Here is a 19,128-nt window from a genome sequence, read left to right on the forward strand (position 1 = left end):
CATCATTACAGGTCGAGAGCCCCCCAACCACCAGGTTGCGGGGCTCTCCCACTTTAACCACCACACCACAAAACACCCCCGAACCCGCACCCCACCAAAGACACGGCACCCAACACACCCGCCACCGTCGGAAACCGCACCCCGGACACAGACCACAGCGGGAGCGTCCGCCGGAAACCCGCAGAAACTGCGAGAGCGTCAGCCTGGGACTGTGAACATTCCCACGACGGCGGTCTGGAGACGGATTCATGTCATCTGTTGGTGGTGTCTCGCCTAGAATTGACTGAGATGTACGGACTTCGAAGCGCTTGATTTCGGGTTGCGTAGGATAACGAAACACGGAACGAGCGGCTGCGATTGCGCCAGTGGTCGGCTCATAACAGGAGGAATCCCCATGGCTGAGCACAACGGCGGCAACCGCGGCGGCAACGACCGCGGTCCTTTCCGCGGCAACAACAATTCTGGCGGCGACCCGCGCGGATTCCGTTCCCGCGGAGACCGTAACCCGGAGGCTCCGAAGCGCGCGCCTGGTTCCGGCGAACGTAAGCCTTTTGGTGATCGTCCGCGTCGTGAAGGTGATGGCGAGCGTCGGACCTTCGGCGGTGGAGAGCGAAAGCCTTTCAGCGGCGGCGGGGACCGGAAACCGTTCACAGGCGGCGGCGGTGGAGAGCGGAAGCCTTACGGTGACCGTGACAACAAGCCTTTTGGTGACCGTCCGCGCCGTGAAGGTGACGGCGAGCGTCGGACCTTCGGCGGTGGAGAGCGAAAGCCTTTCAGCGGCGGCGGCGAACGCAAACCTTACGGTGACCGTGACAACAAGCCTTATGGTGACCGTCCGCGCCGCGAAGGTGACGGTGAGCGTCGTGGGTTCTCCGGCGGCGACAACCGCAAGCCGTTCGGTGACCGCCAGGACCGTGCCCCCCGCAGCTTCGACCGTGGTGATTCCGGCCCCCGCCAGTTCGGCAGGGACCGTGCGGAAGACCGCCCGGTCCGTGTACCCAACGCGCGTGATCTTCGCAGCGCCAACCGCCCGGACCGCGAACGTTCCCCGGAAATCGATGAGGATGTCACGGGCAAGGAGCTTGACCGCGCTACGCAGCACCAGATCAAGACACTGGAAGACAAGAGCGCCGAGTGGGTTGCCCGCCACCTGGTAATGGCCGGACGCCTGATCGACGAAGAGCCCGAGCTGGCTTTCCAGCATGCCCTCGCCGCGAGCCGGCGTGGTGGCCGGCTGGCTGCCGTCCGTGAAGCCGTCGGACTTACTGCTTATGCGGCGGGACACTACGGCGAAGCACTGCGCGAATTCCGGACCTACCGCCGCATCAGCGGTTCAAACGTCCACCTGCCCGTGATGGCGGACTGCGAACGCGGACTCGGCCGGCCTGACCGCGCCCTCGACGTTGTACGTTCCGAGGAAGCCAAAGACCTTGACGCCCCCGGCAAAGTCGAACTGGCCATCGTTGCGGCCGGTGCACGGGCTGACCTCGGACAGCTGGACGCTGCCGTAGCAGAACTGGAAATTGCCCAGCTGGATATTAACCGGGCGTTCTCCTACAGCCCGCGGCTGTTCCGGGCGTACGCAAACGCCCTGTCGGCCGTTGGCCGCGAAGATGAGGCGGCAAAATGGCAGAAGCAGGCAGTTGTGGCTGAAAATGCCCTGGGCCTCGGCGTCGATGAGGAACCCGACATCGTGGACCTCGGCTGGGACGAGGAAGAGGAAGCCCGGGAAGAAGCCCAGCGCCGGCGTCTGCTGGAGCGCGCTGCCGCAGGCCCCGAAGCTGCTGCCTCCACGCCTGCTGCCCGGACCGAAGCAGCCGCGGACAAGACTGCCGTTGAGGCCGCCGCCGTGGATGCAGACATCGACGACGTGGAATCGGATTTCTTCGAGTCCGATGACGCCGAGTCCGACGAGGATTCCCTCGAAGCAGATGAGCTGGAAGCCGGCGACGCCGAGCACAATGAAGCCGAGCACGGCGAAGAAGTGCGCGATGAAGAACAGCACAGCGAAGCAGACGGCAGCAGCAACGCCACTGATGGCCACTCTGACGGACGGGACAGCTAGCCCGCTATGACTGAAGTTCCACTGATTTCCCTGTTCGACGCCCTGTTGGCGGACCTGGACGGCGTGGTCTATGCCGGGCAGCACGCCATCCCAGGCGCCGTGGACTCGCTGCAGCAACTGGAGGGTTTGGGCATTGGCCTGGGGTATGTCACCAACAATGCCTCCCGCAGCCCGGCGCAGGTAGCGGCGCATCTCCGTGAATTGGGTGCACCGGCAGACGACGACCAGGTGGTCAGTTCCTCGCAGGCCGCGGCCGAACTCCTGGCGTCACTCGTCGCCCCCGGAACGCGGGTGCTGATCACCGGCAGCCCCGCTCTGGCGCAGGAAATCGAACTGGTGGGACTGACGCCTGTCTACAGCCAGGACGAGGATCCGGTGGCCGTGGTCCAGGGATTCAATCCCGGGATCGGCTGGAAAGATCTTGCAGAGGCGGCGTACGTCGTGTCGGCCGGAGCACTGTGGATCGCAACCAACACCGATATGTCCATTCCGCAGGCGCGCGGCATAGCCCCGGGCAACGGCACCCTGGTGGCAGCTGTGGCCGCCGCCACCGGACAGACGCCGCGGGTTGCCGGCAAGCCGGAGGCTCCGCTCTTCCATGCAGCCGCCAAACGGCTCGCCGCTGACCGCCCGCTGGTGGTGGGCGACCGTCTGGACACCGACATCCTCGGCGGCAACAACGCCGGGTTTGCCACTGTGGCAGTGCTGACCGGCGTCGACACCACAGCTACCATCCTGGCCGCACGCACGGCGGAACGCCCGGACTACATCATCAATTCCCTCAGCGACCTCCACCGCCCCTACCCGGCGCTGGACCACACTGACGGAACGCACCGCTGCGGGGCCTCCACTGCGCGGGTCAGCGGTGACACTATCCACGTCAGCGGCAGCGAGCGCGACCTGGATTCCTGGCGGGCCGCCTGCGCAGCCTGGTGGACTGCGGTCCCCGACGCCGCACTGCCCACGGAACCCAAACTCGAGTGGCGCAATCATTAGACTGGTCCAATGACTGAGCTGAACGAACCGCACTATCCGGAAGCAGCCCAGCCAACGCCGGAATGGCCGGACACAGCGGCGCCGGCAACCACCGATCCATCCATTGCGGCGATAACGGCCGCGCTGGACGGCGTCGAACGGTTGCCCGTGTCTGAGCATGAGGCTGTTTACAGCGACCTCCACGATGCCCTGCTGCACGCGTTGAACGAAGAGGCCCCAGACGGCGAAGGAGAAGCTTGAGCATGGCACGACTTGACCAGGCGCTCGTCGCCCGGGGCCTGGCCAGGTCCCGGACCCACGCTGCTTCGTTGATCGCCGAGGGCAAGGTGAGCTCGGCCGGGCAGGTCCTGTCCAAGGCGTCCCTCCAGGTCGACGACGGCAGGGACTTGTCGGTCGAGCACACGGAAGAGGACAGCTACGTCAGCCGGGCCGGGCACAAGCTGGCGGGCGCGCTGGACGTCTTCCCTGAGGTCACGGTTGCCGGCAAAAGGTGCCTGGACGCCGGCGCCTCCACCGGCGGCTTCACCGAGGTGCTCCTGCGGCGCGGTGCGGCACACGTGGTGGCGGTCGACGTCGGCCATGACCAGCTGGTCCCGCAGCTACGCGCCGATGACCGCGTAGCCGTGCATGAAGGCATGAACGTGCGGTACATGGCGCCGGAGGACATCGGCGGCCGGGCCGAACTCACGGTGGCCGACCTCTCCTTCATCTCGCTGACCCTGGTGGTCCTGCCCCTGGCGCTGTGCACGCAGCCGGGCGGCGACCTGGTGCTGATGGTGAAGCCCCAGTTCGAGATCGGCAAGGACCGGCTGGGCCGCACCGGCGTGGTCACCTCCGAGCGCGAACGCCGGATGGCAGTGGAAAAAGTTGCCAATGCAGCGCTCGACGCCGGACTGGACTTATGCGGCTTGGCGGCCAGTCCGCTGCCGGGCCAGGACGGAAACGTCGAATACTTCCTGTGGATAAAGCGCAGGATGACCCAAGACCTGCCTAAGATCGAAGAGCGCCTCGCAGCCATTGACGGATTGCTTGGCCGAATCTGGCCGAACCACTAGAAAGCGGAACCCGATGAGCAGGCGAGTACTTGTCCTTGCCCACACTGGCCGCGAGGAGTCACTGAAGGCCGCCTGGGAAGCCTGCGCCCAACTGCATGACTCCGGCATTGTTCCGGTCATGCAGGAGTCCGAACTGCGGGACATGGAAAGATTCTTCGGGCAGCTCACCCAGCCGGTGGAGATCCTGCACGACCACGTACAGCTGCCGGACGTCGAGCTGGTGATGGTCCTGGGCGGTGACGGCACCATCCTGCGCGCCGCGGAGCTGGTGCGGGAGGTGGACGTACCCTTGCTGGGCGTCAACCTTGGCCACGTCGGCTTCCTGGCGGAGAGCGAGCGGGCGGACCTGGCCCAGACGGTGGAATGGATTGCCCGCCGGGACTACACGGTTGAAGAGCGCATGACCATCGACGTCCAGGTCTGGGTCCGCGGCCAGAAGATCTGGCACACCTGGGCCCTGAACGAGGCCGCTATCGAAAAAGGCAACCGCGAACGCATGATCGAGGTGGTGACCGAAGTGGACGAGCGCCCGCTGACGTCCTTCGGCTGCGACGGTGTGGTGGTGGCCACCCCCACAGGCTCCACCGCGTACGCGTTTTCCGCCGGCGGGCCCGTCGTGTGGCCGGAGGTCGAGGCCCTGGTGATAGTTCCCATCAGCGCCCACGCGCTCTTTGCCAAACCGCTCGTGGTATCGCCCCGGTCCCGGCTGGCCGTGGAAGTCCTCACCCGAACCGGTGCCCAGGGGGTGCTCTGGTGCGATGGCCGGCGCTCCGTGGACCTGCCGCCCGGCGCCCGGGTTGAAGTGACCAAGTCGGCCACCCCGGTCCGGCTGGCCAGGACGCACCAGACGCCCTTTTCAGCGCGTCTGGTCCGCAAATTTGAACTTCCCATTCACGGCTGGCGCGGCCCCGTGCCGCAGTCGGAGACCATCCACACCGGACCCATCCCGATCGTCCGGACGCCGCGGCCCAGGCCGCCGCTCCAGCTTGCCTCCGGCGACCAGCCGGAGGACGATACCGATCCCGCGACCGCAAAGTGAACCATGCTTGAAGAACTGAGAATCCGCGATCTGGGCGTCATCACCGACGCCACGCTGCCGCTGGGCCCTGGGCTGAGCGTCGTTACCGGCGAAACCGGAGCCGGCAAAACGATGGTGGTCACCGCCGTCGGCCTCCTGCTGGGGGCGAGGTCCGACGCCGGTGCGGTCCGGAGCGGCGCGAAGAGCGCCACGGCGGAGGCCGTCCTCAAGCTCGACGCCGGGCATCCGGCGATTGCCCGGGCAGCTGAAGCAGGTGCCGACGTGGAGGAGTTCGACGGCGGCGCTGAGCTTATTCTTGCGCGTCGCCTCGGTGCGGACGGGCGCAGCCGGGCCTTCCTAGGCGGGCGGGCCGCCCCGGTGGGCGTTCTCGCGGAAATCGGTGAAACCCTCGTGGTGGTCCACGGCCAGTCGGACCAGATCAGGCTGAAGGGGGCGGCCGCCCAGCGCGGCGCCCTGGACAAATTTGCCGGCGATGCGCTGGCGGGCCCGTTGGCCTCCTACCAGGCGCTCTACAGCCATTGGAAGGCCAGCCAGGCGGAGCTGGAAACCCTGCGCAGCGCCGCCCGCGACAGGCTCCGCGAGGCAGAATCGCTGGAAGCCGCCCTGGCCGAAATCAGCACCGTGGATCCGCAGCCGGGGGAGGACGAATCCCTCAAGGCGGAGGCCGTGAAACTGGCCAACGTCGAAGAGCTCAGGATTGCAGCCAACACGGCGCACCAGGCGCTCATCGCGGAGGACTACGGCGACGCGGGCGACGCCACCACGCTCGTGGACGTCGCGAAAAGAACCCTGGAGCACGTGGCCGAACACGACGCCGAACTCGGCTCCGCCGCAGCACGCCTGGCCGAAGTGGGGTTCCTGCTCAACGACATCGCCACGGAACTGGCCAGCTACCAGGCCGGGCTGGACTCGGAGGGCCCCGAACGCCTCGCCGAGATCGAGGACCGGAGGGCCGCCCTGGCCACACTGGTCCGCAAGTACGCCCCCAGCATCGACGAGGTCCTGGTGTGGGCGGAAAACGCCCGGGTCCGCTTCGACGAGCTGCAGGACGACTCCACCAGGATCGAAGCCCTGGACGCGGACGTGGTCCGGACCGAAGCGGAACTGCAGACGCAGGCAGCCGCCGTCAGCAAGATCCGCGCCAAGGCTGCCAAGGACCTGTCCGGCCGCGTGAGCGCGGAGCTGAAGGCACTCGCCATGGCCGACGCCACGCTTGTCATCACCCGTGAGGCGGCCGCTCAGCTGACACCGCATGGAGCGGACGAGATCACATTCCTGCTCCAGCCGCACTCCGGAGCCCCGGCCCGTCCGCTGGGCAAGGGCGCCTCCGGCGGCGAACTCTCCCGCGTCATGCTGGCCATCGAGGTGGTGCTGGCCGCGGTGGATCCGGTGCCCACGTTTGTGTTCGATGAGGTGGACGCCGGGGTCGGCGGGCGGGCCGCCGTCGAAATTGGCCGCCGGCTGGCCATGCTGGCACAGCACGTGCAGGTCCTGGTGGTCACGCACCTGCCGCAGGTGGCAGCCTTCGCGGACCAGCACATCACCGTCACCAAGACATCCGTCAGAGGGGCCGACGGCGGCACCGCCAGCGGGTTCACGTCCAGTGATGTTCGCCTCCTCGACGGCCCGGAGCGTGTGCGGGAACTCGCCCGGATGCTGGCGGGCCAGGAGGATTCGGAATCGGCCCAGGCGCACGCCCAGGAGCTGCTGGACGACGCGAAACTGCTGCCGTTGCGGGCCTGACGGCGGATACCCCTTGATCGCAGGGCGCTTCGCCCTGCACACTGGATCATTTGGGGAGACAGTTCCTGATCGGGGAAAGGCTCAATTGATGATAGGCTCGAATTCCGTGGTGCAGCGATCAAATTCCCGTGTAAATTCCCGGTTCCCGGGCTCGTCCAAGACGACCAAACACATCTTCGTAACCGGTGGTGTGGCGTCCTCGCTCGGTAAGGGGCTGACGGCTTCGAGCCTCGGTCACCTCCTGCGGGCACGCGGCCTGTCTGTAACTATGCAGAAGCTCGACCCCTATCTGAACGTGGATCCGGGCACGATGAACCCCTTCCAGCACGGCGAGGTCTTCGTCACCGACGACGGCGCCGAGACGGACCTGGACATCGGACACTACGAGCGGTTCCTCGACGAAAACCTCGAGGGATCAGCCAACGTGACCACCGGCCAGGTCTACTCCACCGTGATCGCCAAGGAACGCCGCGGCGAATACCTCGGTGACACCGTCCAGGTCATTCCGCACATCACCGATGAGATCAAGCGGCGCATGCGGCTTCCGGCCGAAGGCAAAAACGCGCCGGACGTCATCATCACCGAAATCGGCGGCACCGTGGGCGACATCGAGTCGCAGCCCTTCCTCGAGTCCGCCCGCCAGGTCCGCCAGGACATCGGCCGCGGCAACGTCTTCTTCGTCCACGTCTCCCTGGTGCCCTACATCGGACCCTCGCAGGAGCTGAAGACCAAACCAACGCAGCACTCCGTGGCAGCCCTGCGCTCCATCGGCATCCAGCCCGAGGCAATCGTGGTCCGCTCGGACCGCGAAGTCCCCGAACCCATGCGCGCCAAGATCGGCCGCATGTGCGACGTCGATATCGAAGCCGTCATCGGATGCCCGGATGCCCCCAGCATCTACGACATCCCCAAGACCCTGCACACCCAGGGACTGGATTCCTACATCGTCCGCGCCCTGGACCTGCCGTTCAAGGACGTTGACTGGACGAGCTGGGACAAGCTGCTCGAAGCGGTCCACAACCCCAAGCACCACGTGGAAATCGCACTGGTGGGCAAGTACATCGACCTGCCTGACGCATACCTGTCCGTGACCGAGGCCCTGCGTGCCGGCGGCTTCGCCAACGACACCAAGGTCAAGATCCGCTGGGTACCGTCGGATGAGTGCGAAACGCATGAAGGTGCCGTGGCGTCCCTGGACGGAGTGGACGCCATCTGCGTTCCCGGCGGCTTCGGCATCCGCGGCCTCGAAGGTAAGCTGGGCGCCCTGAAGTACGCCCGCGAAACCAAGCTGCCGGTCCTGGGCCTGTGCCTGGGCCTGCAGTGCATGGTGATCGAATATGCGCGCAACGTGGTGGGCCTCGAAGGAGCTTCCTCGTCCGAGTTCGAACCGGACTCCAAATACCCGGTGATTGCCACCATGGAAGAGCAGTTGGACATCGTGGACGGCAAGGGTGACCTTGGCGGCACCATGCGCCTGGGCCTGTACGAGGCAAAGCTCGACGACGGCTCGGTCATTGCAGAGACCTATGGCAAGACCACTGTCAGCGAACGCCACCGGCACCGCTACGAGGTCAACAACAAGTACCGCGACCAGATCGCTGCCGAGGGCCTTGTGTTCTCCGGAACGTCACCGGACGGCAAGCTCGTGGAATTCGTTGAGCTGCCCCGCGAGGTCCACCCGTTCTACGTGGCAACCCAGGCGCACCCCGAACTGAGCTCACGGCCCACGCGGCCGCATCCGCTCTTCGCCGGGCTCATCAAGGCCGCCCTGGACCACCAGAACGCACAGAACGCGCCGGCAGCCAAGCCGTTGCGTACGGTTGCCGCAAAATAAAACCGAATAAGTAGAGGACGGCGCGATGCCCGGCACACCTGAAACCCCCCAAGCTGCACGGCAGGTTTCGGATGCACCGAGCCCGCGCCGTCTTCTGTCTACGGAGAAGGTCTATGAAGGCCGGATCTGGGATGTAGTCAGCGACAGCTTCCAGCTGAGCGAAACTGGGGAGTCCCTGACCCGGGACTACATCGACCACCCTGGCGCCGTGGCCGTCCTGCCCATGAACGATGCCGGCGAGGTTCTGCTGATCAGGCAGTACCGGCACCCCGTGGGCATGGACCTTTGGGAAATCCCGGCCGGCCTGCTGGATGTGGAAGGCGAGGATTTTGTGGCGGGTGCTGCCCGCGAACTCGCCGAGGAGGCGGACCTCGCGGCCGGCGAATGGAACGTCCTGGTGGACTTCTTCAACTCGCCGGGCTCCTCCAGCGAGGCCATCCGCATCTACCTCGCCCGGGACCTCACGGACGTGCCTCACCACGAACGCCATGAGCGGACCGATGAGGAGGCCGAGATTGAGTTCCACTGGATCGCTCTGGACGACGCCGTGGCCGCGGTCCTGGAAGGCAGGCTGCACAACCCGTCCGCCGTCGTCGGAATCCTGGCCGCCGCCGCGGCGAAAGCTGACGGCTTCGCCGGATTGCGTCCAGCGGATGCACCCTGGCCTGCGCACCCCAGCCAGCGTTGATGACGGCGAGTACTGAGGCAGAAGCCCCGACGCCCCCCGTCCGGCCACAGACCGCCATCGACCTCGCCATCACCGAGTATCTGCAGCATATGGGCGTGGAACGCGGCCTGGCAGCCAACACACTCTCCGCCTACCGCCGTGACCTGGCACGCTACTCCCGTTACGTGACGTCGGAGGGCTGCCAGGGCCCGGGCCAGATCACCCGCCACCACGTGACGGGGTTCCTGATGGCACTCAACGACGGATCCGACGGCGGCACGGCCCTGGGCGTCCGGTCTGCTGCCCGGACTGTGGTGGCCGTCCGGGGGCTCCACAAGTTCTGGGCGCTGGAGGGGATCACAACGACGGACCCCGCCAGCGACGTCCACCCGCCCATGCCGGGCAAACGGCTGCCCAAGGCCATCAGCGTGGACGAAGTCACCCGGATCCTTGAAGCCGCGGGCACGGACACTGCCACCGGGCTCAGGGACCGCGCCCTGCTCGAATTTCTCTATTCCACCGGGGCGAGGATCAGCGAGGCCGTGGGCCTGGACGTTGACGACATCGCCCTGCACGAGGCCGAAGCCGGGCCCGCCGTGGTCCGCCTGTTCGGCAAAGGATCCAGGGAACGGCTGGTGCCGCTGGGATCCTATGGGGCGCGGGCTGTGGACGCGTACCTGGTGCGCGGCCGTCCACTCCTGGCGGCGAAGGGCAAGGGAACACCCGCCCTGTTCCTGAACGCCCGCGGAGGCAGGATCAGCCGGCAAAGCGCCTGGACCATCCTGAAGGCGGCCGCGGACAAAGCCAACGTCACCAAGGATGTTTCCCCGCACACACTGCGGCACTCCTTCGCGACGCATCTGCTCGAAGGCGGCGCCGATGTCCGCGTGGTGCAGGAACTCCTGGGGCACGCCTCAGTCACCACAACGCAGGTCTACACCCTGGTTACGGCTGACACACTGAGGGAAATTTATGCAGCAGCCCACCCCCGGGCGCTGGGCTGACGCCGGCGGCCAGGCTATAGGGTTGGGGGCATGACGTTTACCCCTGTCACCCTGTGCTTTCTCATCCGTGAGTCCGCCGGTGTGCCGCAGGTCCTGCTTGGCCTGAAGAAGACCGGCTTCGGCCGCGGCAAGGTGGTGGGACTTGGCGGCCATGTTGAGCCGGGGGAGACGGATGCAGAGGCTGCCTGCCGCGAAGTCCACGAGGAAGCCGGGATTGTGGTCCGGCAGGAGGATCTGCGCGACGCCGGTGTGGTGACCTTCGATTTTCCTGCCCGCCCGGAGTGGAACATGAGTTCACGGCTCTTTGTCGCAGCGAACTGGACCGGTCAGCCGGCCGAAAGTGCCGAGATCCGGCCGGAATGGTTCGACGTCGGTGCCCTACCCGTGGAACGGATGTGGCAGGACGCAGAGCACTGGCTGCCGCTCGCGCTTGCCGGGTCCTTCTTGCGCCTGACAGTGGTCCTGAACGATGACAACGAGACCGTCCGCGAAGTGCTGGACTGATCACGGCCACCTCTGCGTTGGCGTAACGGCCGACGGCGGGCCGGCCACCTTCAAAGGTGACCGGCCCGCCGTCGTGCGTTCAGAGGTATTACGGAACGTGCCGTTCGTCCGGTCCGTTGTACTCGCTCAGCGGGCGGATCAGGGAGTTGCTGGCTGCCTGTTCCATGATGTGGGCGGTCCACCCGGTGATGCGGCTGGCCACGAACAGGGGAGTGAACGTGGCAGTGTCGAAGCCCATCAGGTGGTAGGTGGGGCCGGCCGGATAGTCGAGGTTCGGTTTGATGGCCTTGGCCTCGTCCATGGCCTGCTCGAGGCCGTTGTACAGCCCCAGCAGTTCAGGGCGGCCGTAGTGGGCGATCATCTTGTCCAGCGCGGCCTTCATGGTGGGGACGCGGGAGTCCCCGTGCTTGTAGACGCGGTGGCCGAATCCCATGACCTTTTTCTTGTGGGCCAGTGCATCCTCCATCCAGGCCTTTGCCCGGGCGGCCGCTTCGTCCAGTGATTCCTCGGGCCGGATGCCGATCTCGTCGAAGGTGTGCATCACGGCTTCGTTGGCGCCGCCATGCAGCGGGCCCTTGAGTGCGCCGATTGCGCCGGTTACTGCCGAGTGCAGGTCGGACAGGCTGGAGGTGATCACGCGGGCGGTGAAGGTGGAGGCGTTGAAGGAGTGCTCGGCGTACAGGATCATCGAGACGTTGAAGGCCTCCACGACCTCCGGGACCTGGTCTTCGCCGAACGCCATCCACAGGAAGTTTTCCGAGTAGCCCAGGTCATCCCGGGGCTCCACGACTTCCTGGCCGCGCCGGCGTCGCTGGTCGTAGGCGACCACCGCGGGCATGGCGGCGAAGAGGTCCACGGCCTTGGCCATGTTGGCCTCGGGCGAGGAGTCCTCGGCCAGGGGGTGGCGGGCGCCCATGACGGATGCTGCGGTCCGGCAGACATCCATCGGGTGGGCGGTAGTGGGAATTGTGTCGACGATCTTCTTCACCACAGGATCAAGGGCGCGGCCGGCGCGCTCGCGGGCAGAGAACGCGGACAGCTCTTCAGGGGTGGGCAGTTCGCCGTTCCACAAGAGGAAGGCCACTTCCTCGAAGCTGCATTTGGCGGCGAGCTCCTGGACGGGATAGCCGCGGTACAGCAGCGAATTGGTGTCCGGGTTGACCTTCGAAACCGCGGTGTAGTCCACCACGACGCCGGCCAGGCCCTTCTTGATATCAACAGCTTCCATGCTGTCCTCCTTCGTTCATTGGGCAAGCCCGGATGTGCCGGAATGCTTGCAGTCTCCTTGGTGGCTCTCGGGTCCTAGCGGACGCCGGGAATTTGGAAGTTGAAAACGCCGGTATCGAAGTGGTTGTAGGCCTCATAGTCCACAAGGTCATAAAGCCGCGCACGGGTGAGCATATTCTCCACCTGTGCTTCCTGCGACCCTGTTGCCTTGATCGATTCCAGAGTACGCTCTGCTGCGCCCATGGCAATGCGCAGCAGCGTGACCGGGTAAATGACCATGTTGACGCCCACACCCTGCAGCTGGTCCACGGTGAACAGATCGCTCTTGCCGAACTCGGTCATATTGGCAAGGATCGGCACGTCCACGGCGTCGCGGATGGCCTGGAACTCGGACAGGTCCTTCATTGCTTCCGGGAAGATGGCGTCCGCACCGGCTTCCACGAGGGCCCGTGCCCGGTCCTTGGCGGCTTGGATTCCCTCTACGGCGCGGATATCGGTCCGGGCCATGATGAGGAAGTTCGGATCGCGGCGGGCGTCGGCCGCGGCTCGGATGCGCTTGGTGGCCGTGTCCTGGTCCACCACGTTCTTGCCGTCCAGGTGCCCGCAGCGCTTGGGGTTGAACTGGTCTTCGATGTGGCAGCCGGCCAGGCCGGCGTTCTCCAGTTCCTGGATGCTGCGGGCCACGTTCATGGGCTCGCCGAAGCCGGTGTCCGCGTCCACCAGCGTGGGCAGGTCGGTCATGCGGGCGATCTGCCCGGCACGCGTGGCCACCTCGGTGAGGGTGGTCAGCCCGATGTCCGGCAGGCCAAGGTCATTGGCCAGCACGGCTCCGGAGACGTAAACACCGGCGAAGCCCTTTTCCTCGATCAGCCGCGCCGAGAGCGGGTTGAAGGCGCCCGGGAACTGTTGGATGGTGCCGGACGCGAGCATATCGCGCAGCGCGATCCGCTTCTGCTCCGGGGTTGTCTTGGAATACAGCATCTGGTTCTCCTGTGCGGGGTGGGTAAGCAGAGCTTAGAAGAGGCCGGCCGGTGCGTTGCTGAGGTCGATGACACCCGGAGCGGCGGTGATGTTCAGCTGGTCCAGTTCGCCCGGGCCCAGGTCCGGGAGGCTTTCGGCGGCCGCGAGGAAACGCTCGATTTCCGCCTCGGCGACCAGGCCGGCTGCCAGGCTGCGGAACTTGTTGATGTACTGCTGGCGGGCGAACGGCCGGGCGCCGAGCGGGTGGGCGTCGGCGACAGCGATCTGGTCGGTGATGACCGTGCCGTCCTTCAGGGTGATTTCCACGGAACCGCCGAAGGCCTTCTCGGCGATGTCCAGCGAGTGGTAGCGGCGGGTCCATTCGGCGTCTTCGACGGTGCTGACCTTGTTCCACAGCTCCACGGTGTCGGCGCGGCCGGCACGCTCAGGACTGTAGGAGTCAACGTGGTGCCAGGAGCCGTCCTGGAGTGCCACGGTGAAGATGTACGGGATGGAGTGGTCCAGGGTTTCCCGGCTGGCCGTGGGGCTGTATTTCTGCGGGTCGTTGGCGCCGGAACCGATCACGTAGTGCGTGTGGTGGCTGGTCTTGATCAGGACTGACGCCACGTTGGCCGGGTCCGTTGCCTCGGGGTGCTCGGTGTGGAGCTTGCGGGCAAGGTCGATCCAGGCCTGAGCCTGGTATTCCGCGGAGTGTTCCTTGGTGTAGGTGTCCATGATGGCGCGCTTGGCTTCGCCGGCCTCAGGGAGGGGGACCTCGTAGGAGGCGTCCGGGCCGTCCAGCATCCAGGCGATCACGCCGTCTTCGCCTTCGTAGATCGGCACGGGGGAGGTCTGGCCGCGCATGGAGCGGTCCACGGCTTCGACAGCCATCTTGCCTGCGAACGCCGGTGCGTGCGCCTTCCAGGTGGAGATCTCACCCTTACGGGACTGGCGGGTGGCGGTGGTGGTGTGAAGCGCCTGGCCGACGGACTGGAAGATCGTCTCGACGTCCAGGCCCAGGAGTGTGCCGATACCGGCAGCGGCGGACGGGCCGAGGTGGGCCACGTGGTCGATCTTGTGCTTGTGCAGGCAGATGGCCTTGACCAGGTTGACCTGGATCTCATAGCCGGTGGCAATGCCGCGGATCAGGTCCTTGCCGCTCGCGCCGACGTGCTGGCCAACGGCGAGAATCGGCGGGATGTTATCGCCCGGGTGGGAGTAGTCAGCCGCCAGGAACGTGTCATGGTAGTCGAGTTCGCGGACGGCCACGCCGTTCGCCCAGGCTGCCCACTCGGGGGAGACCCGGTCCGTGATGCCGAAGACGCCGGCGCCCTTGCCGTTGGTGGTCGGTGCGTGGGTCAACGCCTGGGCCCGGGCAGCCACGATCGGGCCACGGTTCAGCGAGGCGATGGCCACGGAAGCATTGTCGATGACACGGTTGATGACCATCTCGGTGACCTCGGGCGTGACCTCGACGGCGTCGGCGGCGACGACGGCGATCTTGTGCGCCAGCTGGTCTTCGCGGGGGAGGTTCTCTTCGCTCTTGTAGACGCGGACGTGGTTGAGCTTAACCATGGTGCTCCTTCTTAGTGCTGTGGGTGGGTAGCTTTGACGTGGGAAAGGCTGCGGTGCAGGTGCAGGGTGGTGGCTGCTTCGGCGAGCCTGGCGTTGCCTGCGGCGATGGCCTCGGCGATGGCCGCGTGCTCGACGGCGGCCGCGTACAGTCGCGGTGCGTCATCGGCCGCGAGGCGGCGGACCCGGACCAGGTGGACCCGCAGGCTGCGCATCGCCTGTGCGAGGTAGGAGTTTGAGATGGCGGCGTCGATCGCCTCATCCAGCCGGCCCACCAGGGCGTAGTACTCATGCCGGGCAGGATCGGTGTCGCTGATCAGCTCCTGCGCCCGCAGGAGATCGGTGTGGAGCTTCTCAAAGACAGCGCGCTCGCCGCGTTCGGCAGCCAGGGCTGCAGCCTTGCCCTCGAGGGTTTCGCGGAGCTCGAACATCTCATCGATGTCCTCCAGTGAGATGTCGGTGACGACGACGCCGCGGCCGCCTGCCGCCGTCGTCAGCCCTTCCGCGCTAAGCCGGCTCAGCGCCTCCCGGACCGGAGTGCGTGAGACGCCCAGGCGTTCCGACTGCTCCACTTCGGCAAGGACCGTGCCAGGTGCCAGGCGCCATTCGATAATGTCTTCGCGAAGCGTTGCGTAGGCTTTGTCGCTGGCCCGCATGGTCCCTCCCGTCAATCTGCTCATGGGCACCAGTGTATACACGAATTGCCGAAAGACCCAGCAAAAGCCAGCTAATCAGCGAAATAGCCGCAGGTATGTATACATGGGCCTTGTCTGGCGCGGGTTGCCCGCATAGCATGGTGGCAACACAGCGACGTGAACGGGAGCCCATGATGGTCAGCGGAAATTACCGGGAAACATATTCGCGCAGCATCGAAAAGAAGGACGCATTCTGGCTTGAGGCGGCAGGCGGCGTGACCTGGTCCAGGACGCCGGAAACCGCGCTTGATGGATCGGCCGCCCCGCTGTTCCAATGGTTTCCCGATGGCATGCTCAACACGAGCTACAACGCCCTGGACCGCCACGTTGAGGCCGGCCGCGGGGACCAGGATGCCCTCATCTACGACTCCGCGATGCTGGGGATCAAACGCACGTACAGCTACGCCGAACTGACGGACCTCGTGGCGCGGTTCGCGGGTGTGCTGCGCTCGCAGGGAGTCGGCAAAGGGGACAGGGTGGTCATCTACATGCCCATGATTCCCGAGGCCGCCATCGCGATGCTGGCGACCGCCCGGCTCGGGGCCGTGCATTCGGTGGTTTTCGGCGGGTTCGCGCCCAAGGAACTCGCCGCCCGCATCAAGGATGCCGGTCCGGCCGCGATTGTGACGGCATCCGGCGGGATTGAGCCCTCACGCCGGGTGGAGTATCTTCCGGCGGTTGCTGAAGCACTCGAACTTGCCGGTGCCGGGCAGACGCCCGTCATATTCAAGTGCCGGGAAGGCTTTGTGCACGCGGCCGCCGAGTATCCGGACTGGCTGGACTGGGACCGGTGCATTGAGGCTGCCGCCCCGGCGGCAGCAGTGGACGTCGCAGCAACCGACCCCCTCTACATCCTCTACACCTCGGGCACCACCGGCGCGCCCAAGGGTGTGCTGCGGGACAACGGCGGGCATGCCGTGGCGCTCAGCTGGACCATGGCAAACATCTACGACATCGGTCCCGGCGACGTGATGTGGACAGCGTCCGACGTCGGCTGGGTGGTGGGGCATTCCTACATTGTCTATGGCCCGCTGCTGGCCGGTGCCACCACGGTCCTCTACGAGGGCAAGCCCGTGGGGACACCTGATGCGGGAGCATTCTGGCGCGTCGTGCAGGACCACAAGGTCAACGTCCTGTTCACCGCGCCCACCGCCCTGCGCGCGATCCGCAAGGCCGACCCCCATGCTGCGGAACTGGCCAACTACGACACTTCCACGCTGCGCACGTTGTTTGCCGCCGGCGAGCGGCTGGACACGGACACCTACCGCTGGGCAGGTGAGGTCCTGGGTGTTCCGGTGGTGGACCATTGGTGGCAGACCGAAACCGGATGGGCCATCTGCGCCAACCCGCGCGGGCTGGAGGACCTTCCCTTCAAGCCCGGGTCACCAACCGTGCCCATGCCCGGCTTCGAACTGAAGATTGTGGACGGCTCCGGGGCGGCGGTGCAGCCGGGGGAGGAGGGCAATATTGTCCTGCAGCTTCCCTTGCCTCCCGGTACCCTGACCACCCTCTGGCAGAACGACGACCGTTATGTGTCCTCGTACCTTGCGGCCTTTGAAGGCAGCTACGCCACAGGCGACAGCGGCTACCGGGATGCCGACGGCTACGTCTTTGTGATGGGCCGGACGGACGACATCATCAACGTGGCCGGCCACCGGCTGTCCACCGGTGCGATTGAGCAGGTCATCGCCAGCCACCCGGCCGTGGCCGAATGTGCCGTGATCGGCGTGGCGGATCCCCTCAAGGGGCAGCGCGCCAGCGGCTACGTGGTGCTCAAGGCAGGCGTAACCGCCAACGAGAACGAGGTGGTCCGCGAGCTGATCGCCCTTGTCAGGAAGGACATCGGACCGGTGGCCGACTTCAAGCACGCAACAGTGGTCGAAGCACTCCCCAAGACCAGGTCAGGGAAGATCCTGCGCAAGACCATGCGCCAGATTGCCGACGGCGACGAGTACGTTGTGCCCTCAACGATTGAGGATCCCGAGGTGATCGGGCAGTTGCTGGGTGTGCTCCGGCCGGAAGGCGCCGTTTGATACCCCCGGACGCAAAGAAGCCTTGACTGTGACCTGACCCACCGTTACCGTGTCCGCGGCACCAGTTCCCGTCCACACCGCTCCGCACCCGCAACGCCTTCTCCGCCACACGGAGGTCTATATGTCCGACCACCACGGTCATGGTTCGCCCGACGATCACCGGCACCCGGATCTGACTGACCCTGAGCCGTGGGGCACCGGCGATCCCGCGGTCGAGGAGATTGTGAGGGGCAGGTCAGCCACGCCGGTCCAGGTGCCCGCGGGCGTGAGCCCCCGGCTCTACAACGAGGACCTGGCGCCCACCACGCGCAAGGGGCGCACCTGGCACGCCTACAGCATCTTCACGCTCTGGGCGAACGACGTGCACTCGCTGGGCAATTACGTGTTTGCCATCGGATTGTTCGCCCTGGGATTGGGCGCCTGGCAGATCATGCTCGCCTTCCTGCTCGGCGCCGTCCTGCTGTTCCTTCTCCTGAACCTTTCGGGGTTCATGGGCGAACGGACCGGCGTGCCGTTCCCGGTCATGAGCAGGATCGCGTTCGGCATCCGGGGCTCCAATATCCCCGCCATCATCCGCGGCGCCGTCGCCGTCGCCTGGTTCGGCATCCAAACCTATCTGGCGTCGGTGGTGCTCCGTGTGCTGATCCTGGCGCTCGCGCCGTCGCTGGCACCGCTCGATACAGACTCGTTCCTCGGGCTCTCGACCCTGGGCTGGATCTCGTTCGTTTCGCTGTGGGCGGTGCAGACGGTGATCGTGAGCTTCGGCATGGAGATGATCCGCAAGTACGAGGCGTTCGCTGGCCCCATCATCCTGGTCACCATGCTCACGCTGGCCGTCTGGATGTTGGTGGAAGCCGGTGGGACTATCGCCTGGTCAACCGCTGACTCGCTGACAGGCCCGGTGATGTGGGTGCGGATTCTCCAGTCCGCCGCGCTGTGGGTGGTCGTTTACGGGACGTTCGTATTGAACTTCTGCGACTTCACCCGGGGTGCACCGTCCAGGCGGTCGGTGGTGCGGGGCAACTTCTTCGGCATCCCCATCAACATGCTCTTCTTCGCCGCCATCGTCGTTGTCCTCGCCGGCGCCCAGTACAAGATTGACGGCACGGTCATCGAGTCGCCCACCGACGTCGTCAACGCCATCCCGAACACGCTCCTGCTGGTGCTGGCCTGCCTGGCCCTGATCATCCTGACGGTGGCCGTGAACCTCATGGCCAACTTCGTGGCACCCATATACACGCTGGCCCACCTTTTCCCGCGGACGCTGAACTTCCGGCGCGCAGCCGTGATCTCCGCGGTGATCGGCCTGGTGATCCTGCCCTGGAACCTGTACAACTCGCCCGTGGTCATCGTCTACTTCCTCGGCGGCCTGGGCGCCCTCCTGGGGCCACTGTTCGGCGTCATCATGGCCGACTACTGGCTGGTCCGTAAGGGCAGGGTCAACATTCCGGATTTGTACTCGGATTCCCCCCACGGGGCGTATGCCTACACCCGTGGCGTCAACCGGAAGGCCGTCATCGCGGGCACACCGGCTGCCATCGTCGCGCTGGTACTGGCCCTCGTCCCGGCGTTCACGTATATCTCCGGCTTCTCCTGGTTCGTCGGCGCGATCCTGGCCGCCGTCACCTACCTGCTGATCATGGACCGCCACACGCCGTTCGAGGCCGTCGACGGCGAGCACATCGCCGTCGCACCGAAGCACTGACCGGCCCCACAAGGGCAAGAGCCCCCAAC

At 66.0% G+C, this 19,128-nt stretch carries 15 protein-coding genes and 1 pseudogene; 12 read left to right on the forward strand and 4 right to left on the reverse strand.

All coding sequences use genetic code 11. The annotated features are described in order from the left end of the window. The first annotated feature begins 394 nt into the window (after positions 1–394). The 10 genes from V6M49_RS19045 to V6M49_RS19090 all read left to right on the forward strand — a co-directional run bounded on the left by V6M49_RS19045 (position 395) and on the right by V6M49_RS19090 (position 10,907). Positions 395–2,065 (forward strand): hypothetical protein, encoded by a 1,671-nt coding sequence (locus V6M49_RS19045; RefSeq protein ID WP_332762722.1) that lies wholly within the window; start codon positions 395–397, stop codon positions 2,063–2,065. A gap of 6 nt (positions 2,066–2,071) precedes the next feature. Beyond that, the gene (locus tag V6M49_RS19050; protein WP_332762723.1) at positions 2,072–3,061 is read left to right on the forward strand and encodes an HAD-IIA family hydrolase; all 990 of its coding nucleotides are present in this window, start codon (positions 2,072–2,074) and stop codon (positions 3,059–3,061) included. 9 nt (positions 3,062–3,070) lie between these two features. Next, complete coding sequence (locus V6M49_RS19055) at positions 3,071–3,301, forward strand: hypothetical protein (protein WP_332762725.1); 231 nt, start codon at positions 3,071–3,073, stop codon at positions 3,299–3,301. Between the two features lie 2 nt (positions 3,302–3,303). Beyond that, entirely contained in the window at positions 3,304–4,116 is an 813-nt protein-coding gene (locus tag V6M49_RS19060; RefSeq protein WP_141140066.1) for a TlyA family RNA methyltransferase, read from the forward strand. A gap of 13 nt (positions 4,117–4,129) precedes the next feature. Further along, positions 4,130–5,155 (forward strand): NAD kinase, encoded by a 1,026-nt coding sequence (locus tag V6M49_RS19065; RefSeq protein WP_252569416.1) that lies wholly within the window; start codon positions 4,130–4,132, stop codon positions 5,153–5,155. Positions 5,156–5,158: 3 nt separating this feature from the next. Further along, positions 5,159–6,898, forward strand: a complete 1,740-nt coding sequence (gene recN / locus V6M49_RS19070; protein WP_332762729.1) for a DNA repair protein RecN — start codon at positions 5,159–5,161, stop codon at positions 6,896–6,898. Positions 6,899–6,986: 88 nt separating this feature from the next. Beyond that, entirely contained in the window at positions 6,987–8,732 is a 1,746-nt protein-coding gene (locus V6M49_RS19075; RefSeq protein WP_332762731.1) for a CTP synthase, read from the forward strand. 25 nt (positions 8,733–8,757) lie between these two features. Then, a complete protein-coding gene (locus V6M49_RS19080; protein WP_056342385.1) occupies positions 8,758–9,420 on the forward strand; it encodes an NUDIX domain-containing protein in 663 nt (220 codons plus the stop codon). Continuing rightward, positions 9,420–10,403 carry a site-specific tyrosine recombinase XerD gene (gene xerD / locus V6M49_RS19085; protein WP_210412422.1) on the forward strand — a complete coding sequence of 328 codons (984 nt, stop codon included), beginning with the start codon at positions 9,420–9,422 and terminating at the stop codon, positions 10,401–10,403. Before V6M49_RS19080 ends, xerD begins: the two co-directional genes overlap by 1 nt. A 30-nt stretch (positions 10,404–10,433) precedes the next feature. Beyond that, positions 10,434–10,907, forward strand: a complete 474-nt coding sequence (locus tag V6M49_RS19090; RefSeq protein ID WP_141140070.1) for an 8-oxo-dGTP diphosphatase — start codon at positions 10,434–10,436, stop codon at positions 10,905–10,907. Positions 10,908–10,995: 88 nt separating this feature from the next. Here the strand turns inward: V6M49_RS19090 and V6M49_RS19095 are convergent, their stop codons facing one another. The 4 genes and pseudogenes from V6M49_RS19095 to V6M49_RS19110 form a co-directional block, all read right to left on the reverse strand. Further along, positions 10,996–12,135 carry a bifunctional 2-methylcitrate synthase/citrate synthase gene (locus V6M49_RS19095; RefSeq protein WP_141140071.1) on the reverse strand — a complete coding sequence of 380 codons (1,140 nt, stop codon included), beginning with the start codon at positions 12,133–12,135 and terminating at the stop codon, positions 10,996–10,998. Positions 12,136–12,209: 74 nt separating this feature from the next. Further along, positions 12,210–13,115, reverse strand: coding sequence for a methylisocitrate lyase (prpB, locus tag V6M49_RS19100; protein ID WP_332762736.1), 906 nt, complete (start codon positions 13,113–13,115; stop codon positions 12,210–12,212). A gap of 33 nt (positions 13,116–13,148) precedes the next feature. Beyond that, the gene (locus tag V6M49_RS19105; RefSeq protein WP_104063704.1) at positions 13,149–14,669 is read right to left on the reverse strand and encodes an MmgE/PrpD family protein; all 1,521 of its coding nucleotides are present in this window, start codon (positions 14,667–14,669) and stop codon (positions 13,149–13,151) included. Beyond that, positions 14,662–15,322: pseudogene (locus V6M49_RS19110) on the reverse strand (GntR family transcriptional regulator). The gene V6M49_RS19105 and the pseudogene V6M49_RS19110 overlap by 8 nt, the downstream one beginning before the upstream one ends. A 173-nt stretch (positions 15,323–15,495) precedes the next feature. Here V6M49_RS19110 and V6M49_RS19115 point away from each other — a divergent pair. Both V6M49_RS19115 and V6M49_RS19120 read left to right on the forward strand, forming a co-directional pair. Beyond that, positions 15,496–17,394, forward strand: coding sequence for an AMP-binding protein (locus V6M49_RS19115; RefSeq protein ID WP_141142023.1), 1,899 nt, complete (start codon positions 15,496–15,498; stop codon positions 17,392–17,394). A gap of 121 nt (positions 17,395–17,515) precedes the next feature. Beyond that, positions 17,516–19,099, forward strand: coding sequence for an NCS1 family nucleobase:cation symporter-1 (locus V6M49_RS19120; RefSeq protein WP_332762739.1), 1,584 nt, complete (start codon positions 17,516–17,518; stop codon positions 19,097–19,099). Positions 19,100–19,128: the final 29 nt, after the last annotated feature.

Origin of the sequence: Pseudarthrobacter sp., assembly GCF_036675385.1 — a bacterium.
Lineage (GTDB): Bacteria > Actinomycetota > Actinomycetes > Actinomycetales > Micrococcaceae > Arthrobacter.

What these genes read in the sequence shown, in the direction of transcription:
- prpB (WP_332762736.1), bottom strand. Translation starts at nt 13,115, where the DNA reads ATGCTGTATTCCAAGACAACCCCGGAGCAGAAGCGGATCGCGCTGCGC.
- V6M49_RS19060 (WP_141140066.1), top strand. Translation starts at nt 3,304, where the DNA reads ATGGCACGACTTGACCAGGCGCTCGTCGCCCGGGGCCTGGCCAGGTCC.
- V6M49_RS19120 (WP_332762739.1), top strand. Translation starts at nt 17,516, where the DNA reads ATGTCCGACCACCACGGTCATGGTTCGCCCGACGATCACCGGCACCCG.
- V6M49_RS19075 (WP_332762731.1), top strand. Translation starts at nt 6,987, where the DNA reads ATGATAGGCTCGAATTCCGTGGTGCAGCGATCAAATTCCCGTGTAAAT.
- V6M49_RS19055 (WP_332762725.1), top strand. Translation starts at nt 3,071, where the DNA reads ATGACTGAGCTGAACGAACCGCACTATCCGGAAGCAGCCCAGCCAACG.
- V6M49_RS19105 (WP_104063704.1), bottom strand. Translation starts at nt 14,669, where the DNA reads ATGGTTAAGCTCAACCACGTCCGCGTCTACAAGAGCGAAGAGAACCTC.
- V6M49_RS19080 (WP_056342385.1), top strand. Translation starts at nt 8,758, where the DNA reads ATGCCCGGCACACCTGAAACCCCCCAAGCTGCACGGCAGGTTTCGGAT.
- V6M49_RS19045 (WP_332762722.1), top strand. Translation starts at nt 395, where the DNA reads ATGGCTGAGCACAACGGCGGCAACCGCGGCGGCAACGACCGCGGTCCT.
- V6M49_RS19065 (WP_252569416.1), top strand. Translation starts at nt 4,130, where the DNA reads ATGAGCAGGCGAGTACTTGTCCTTGCCCACACTGGCCGCGAGGAGTCA.
- V6M49_RS19090 (WP_141140070.1), top strand. Translation starts at nt 10,434, where the DNA reads ATGACGTTTACCCCTGTCACCCTGTGCTTTCTCATCCGTGAGTCCGCC.
- V6M49_RS19050 (WP_332762723.1), top strand. Translation starts at nt 2,072, where the DNA reads ATGACTGAAGTTCCACTGATTTCCCTGTTCGACGCCCTGTTGGCGGAC.
- xerD (WP_210412422.1), top strand. Translation starts at nt 9,420, where the DNA reads ATGACGGCGAGTACTGAGGCAGAAGCCCCGACGCCCCCCGTCCGGCCA.
- V6M49_RS19095 (WP_141140071.1), bottom strand. Translation starts at nt 12,135, where the DNA reads ATGGAAGCTGTTGATATCAAGAAGGGCCTGGCCGGCGTCGTGGTGGAC.
- V6M49_RS19115 (WP_141142023.1), top strand. Translation starts at nt 15,496, where the DNA reads ATGGTCAGCGGAAATTACCGGGAAACATATTCGCGCAGCATCGAAAAG.
- recN (WP_332762729.1), top strand. Translation starts at nt 5,159, where the DNA reads ATGCTTGAAGAACTGAGAATCCGCGATCTGGGCGTCATCACCGACGCC.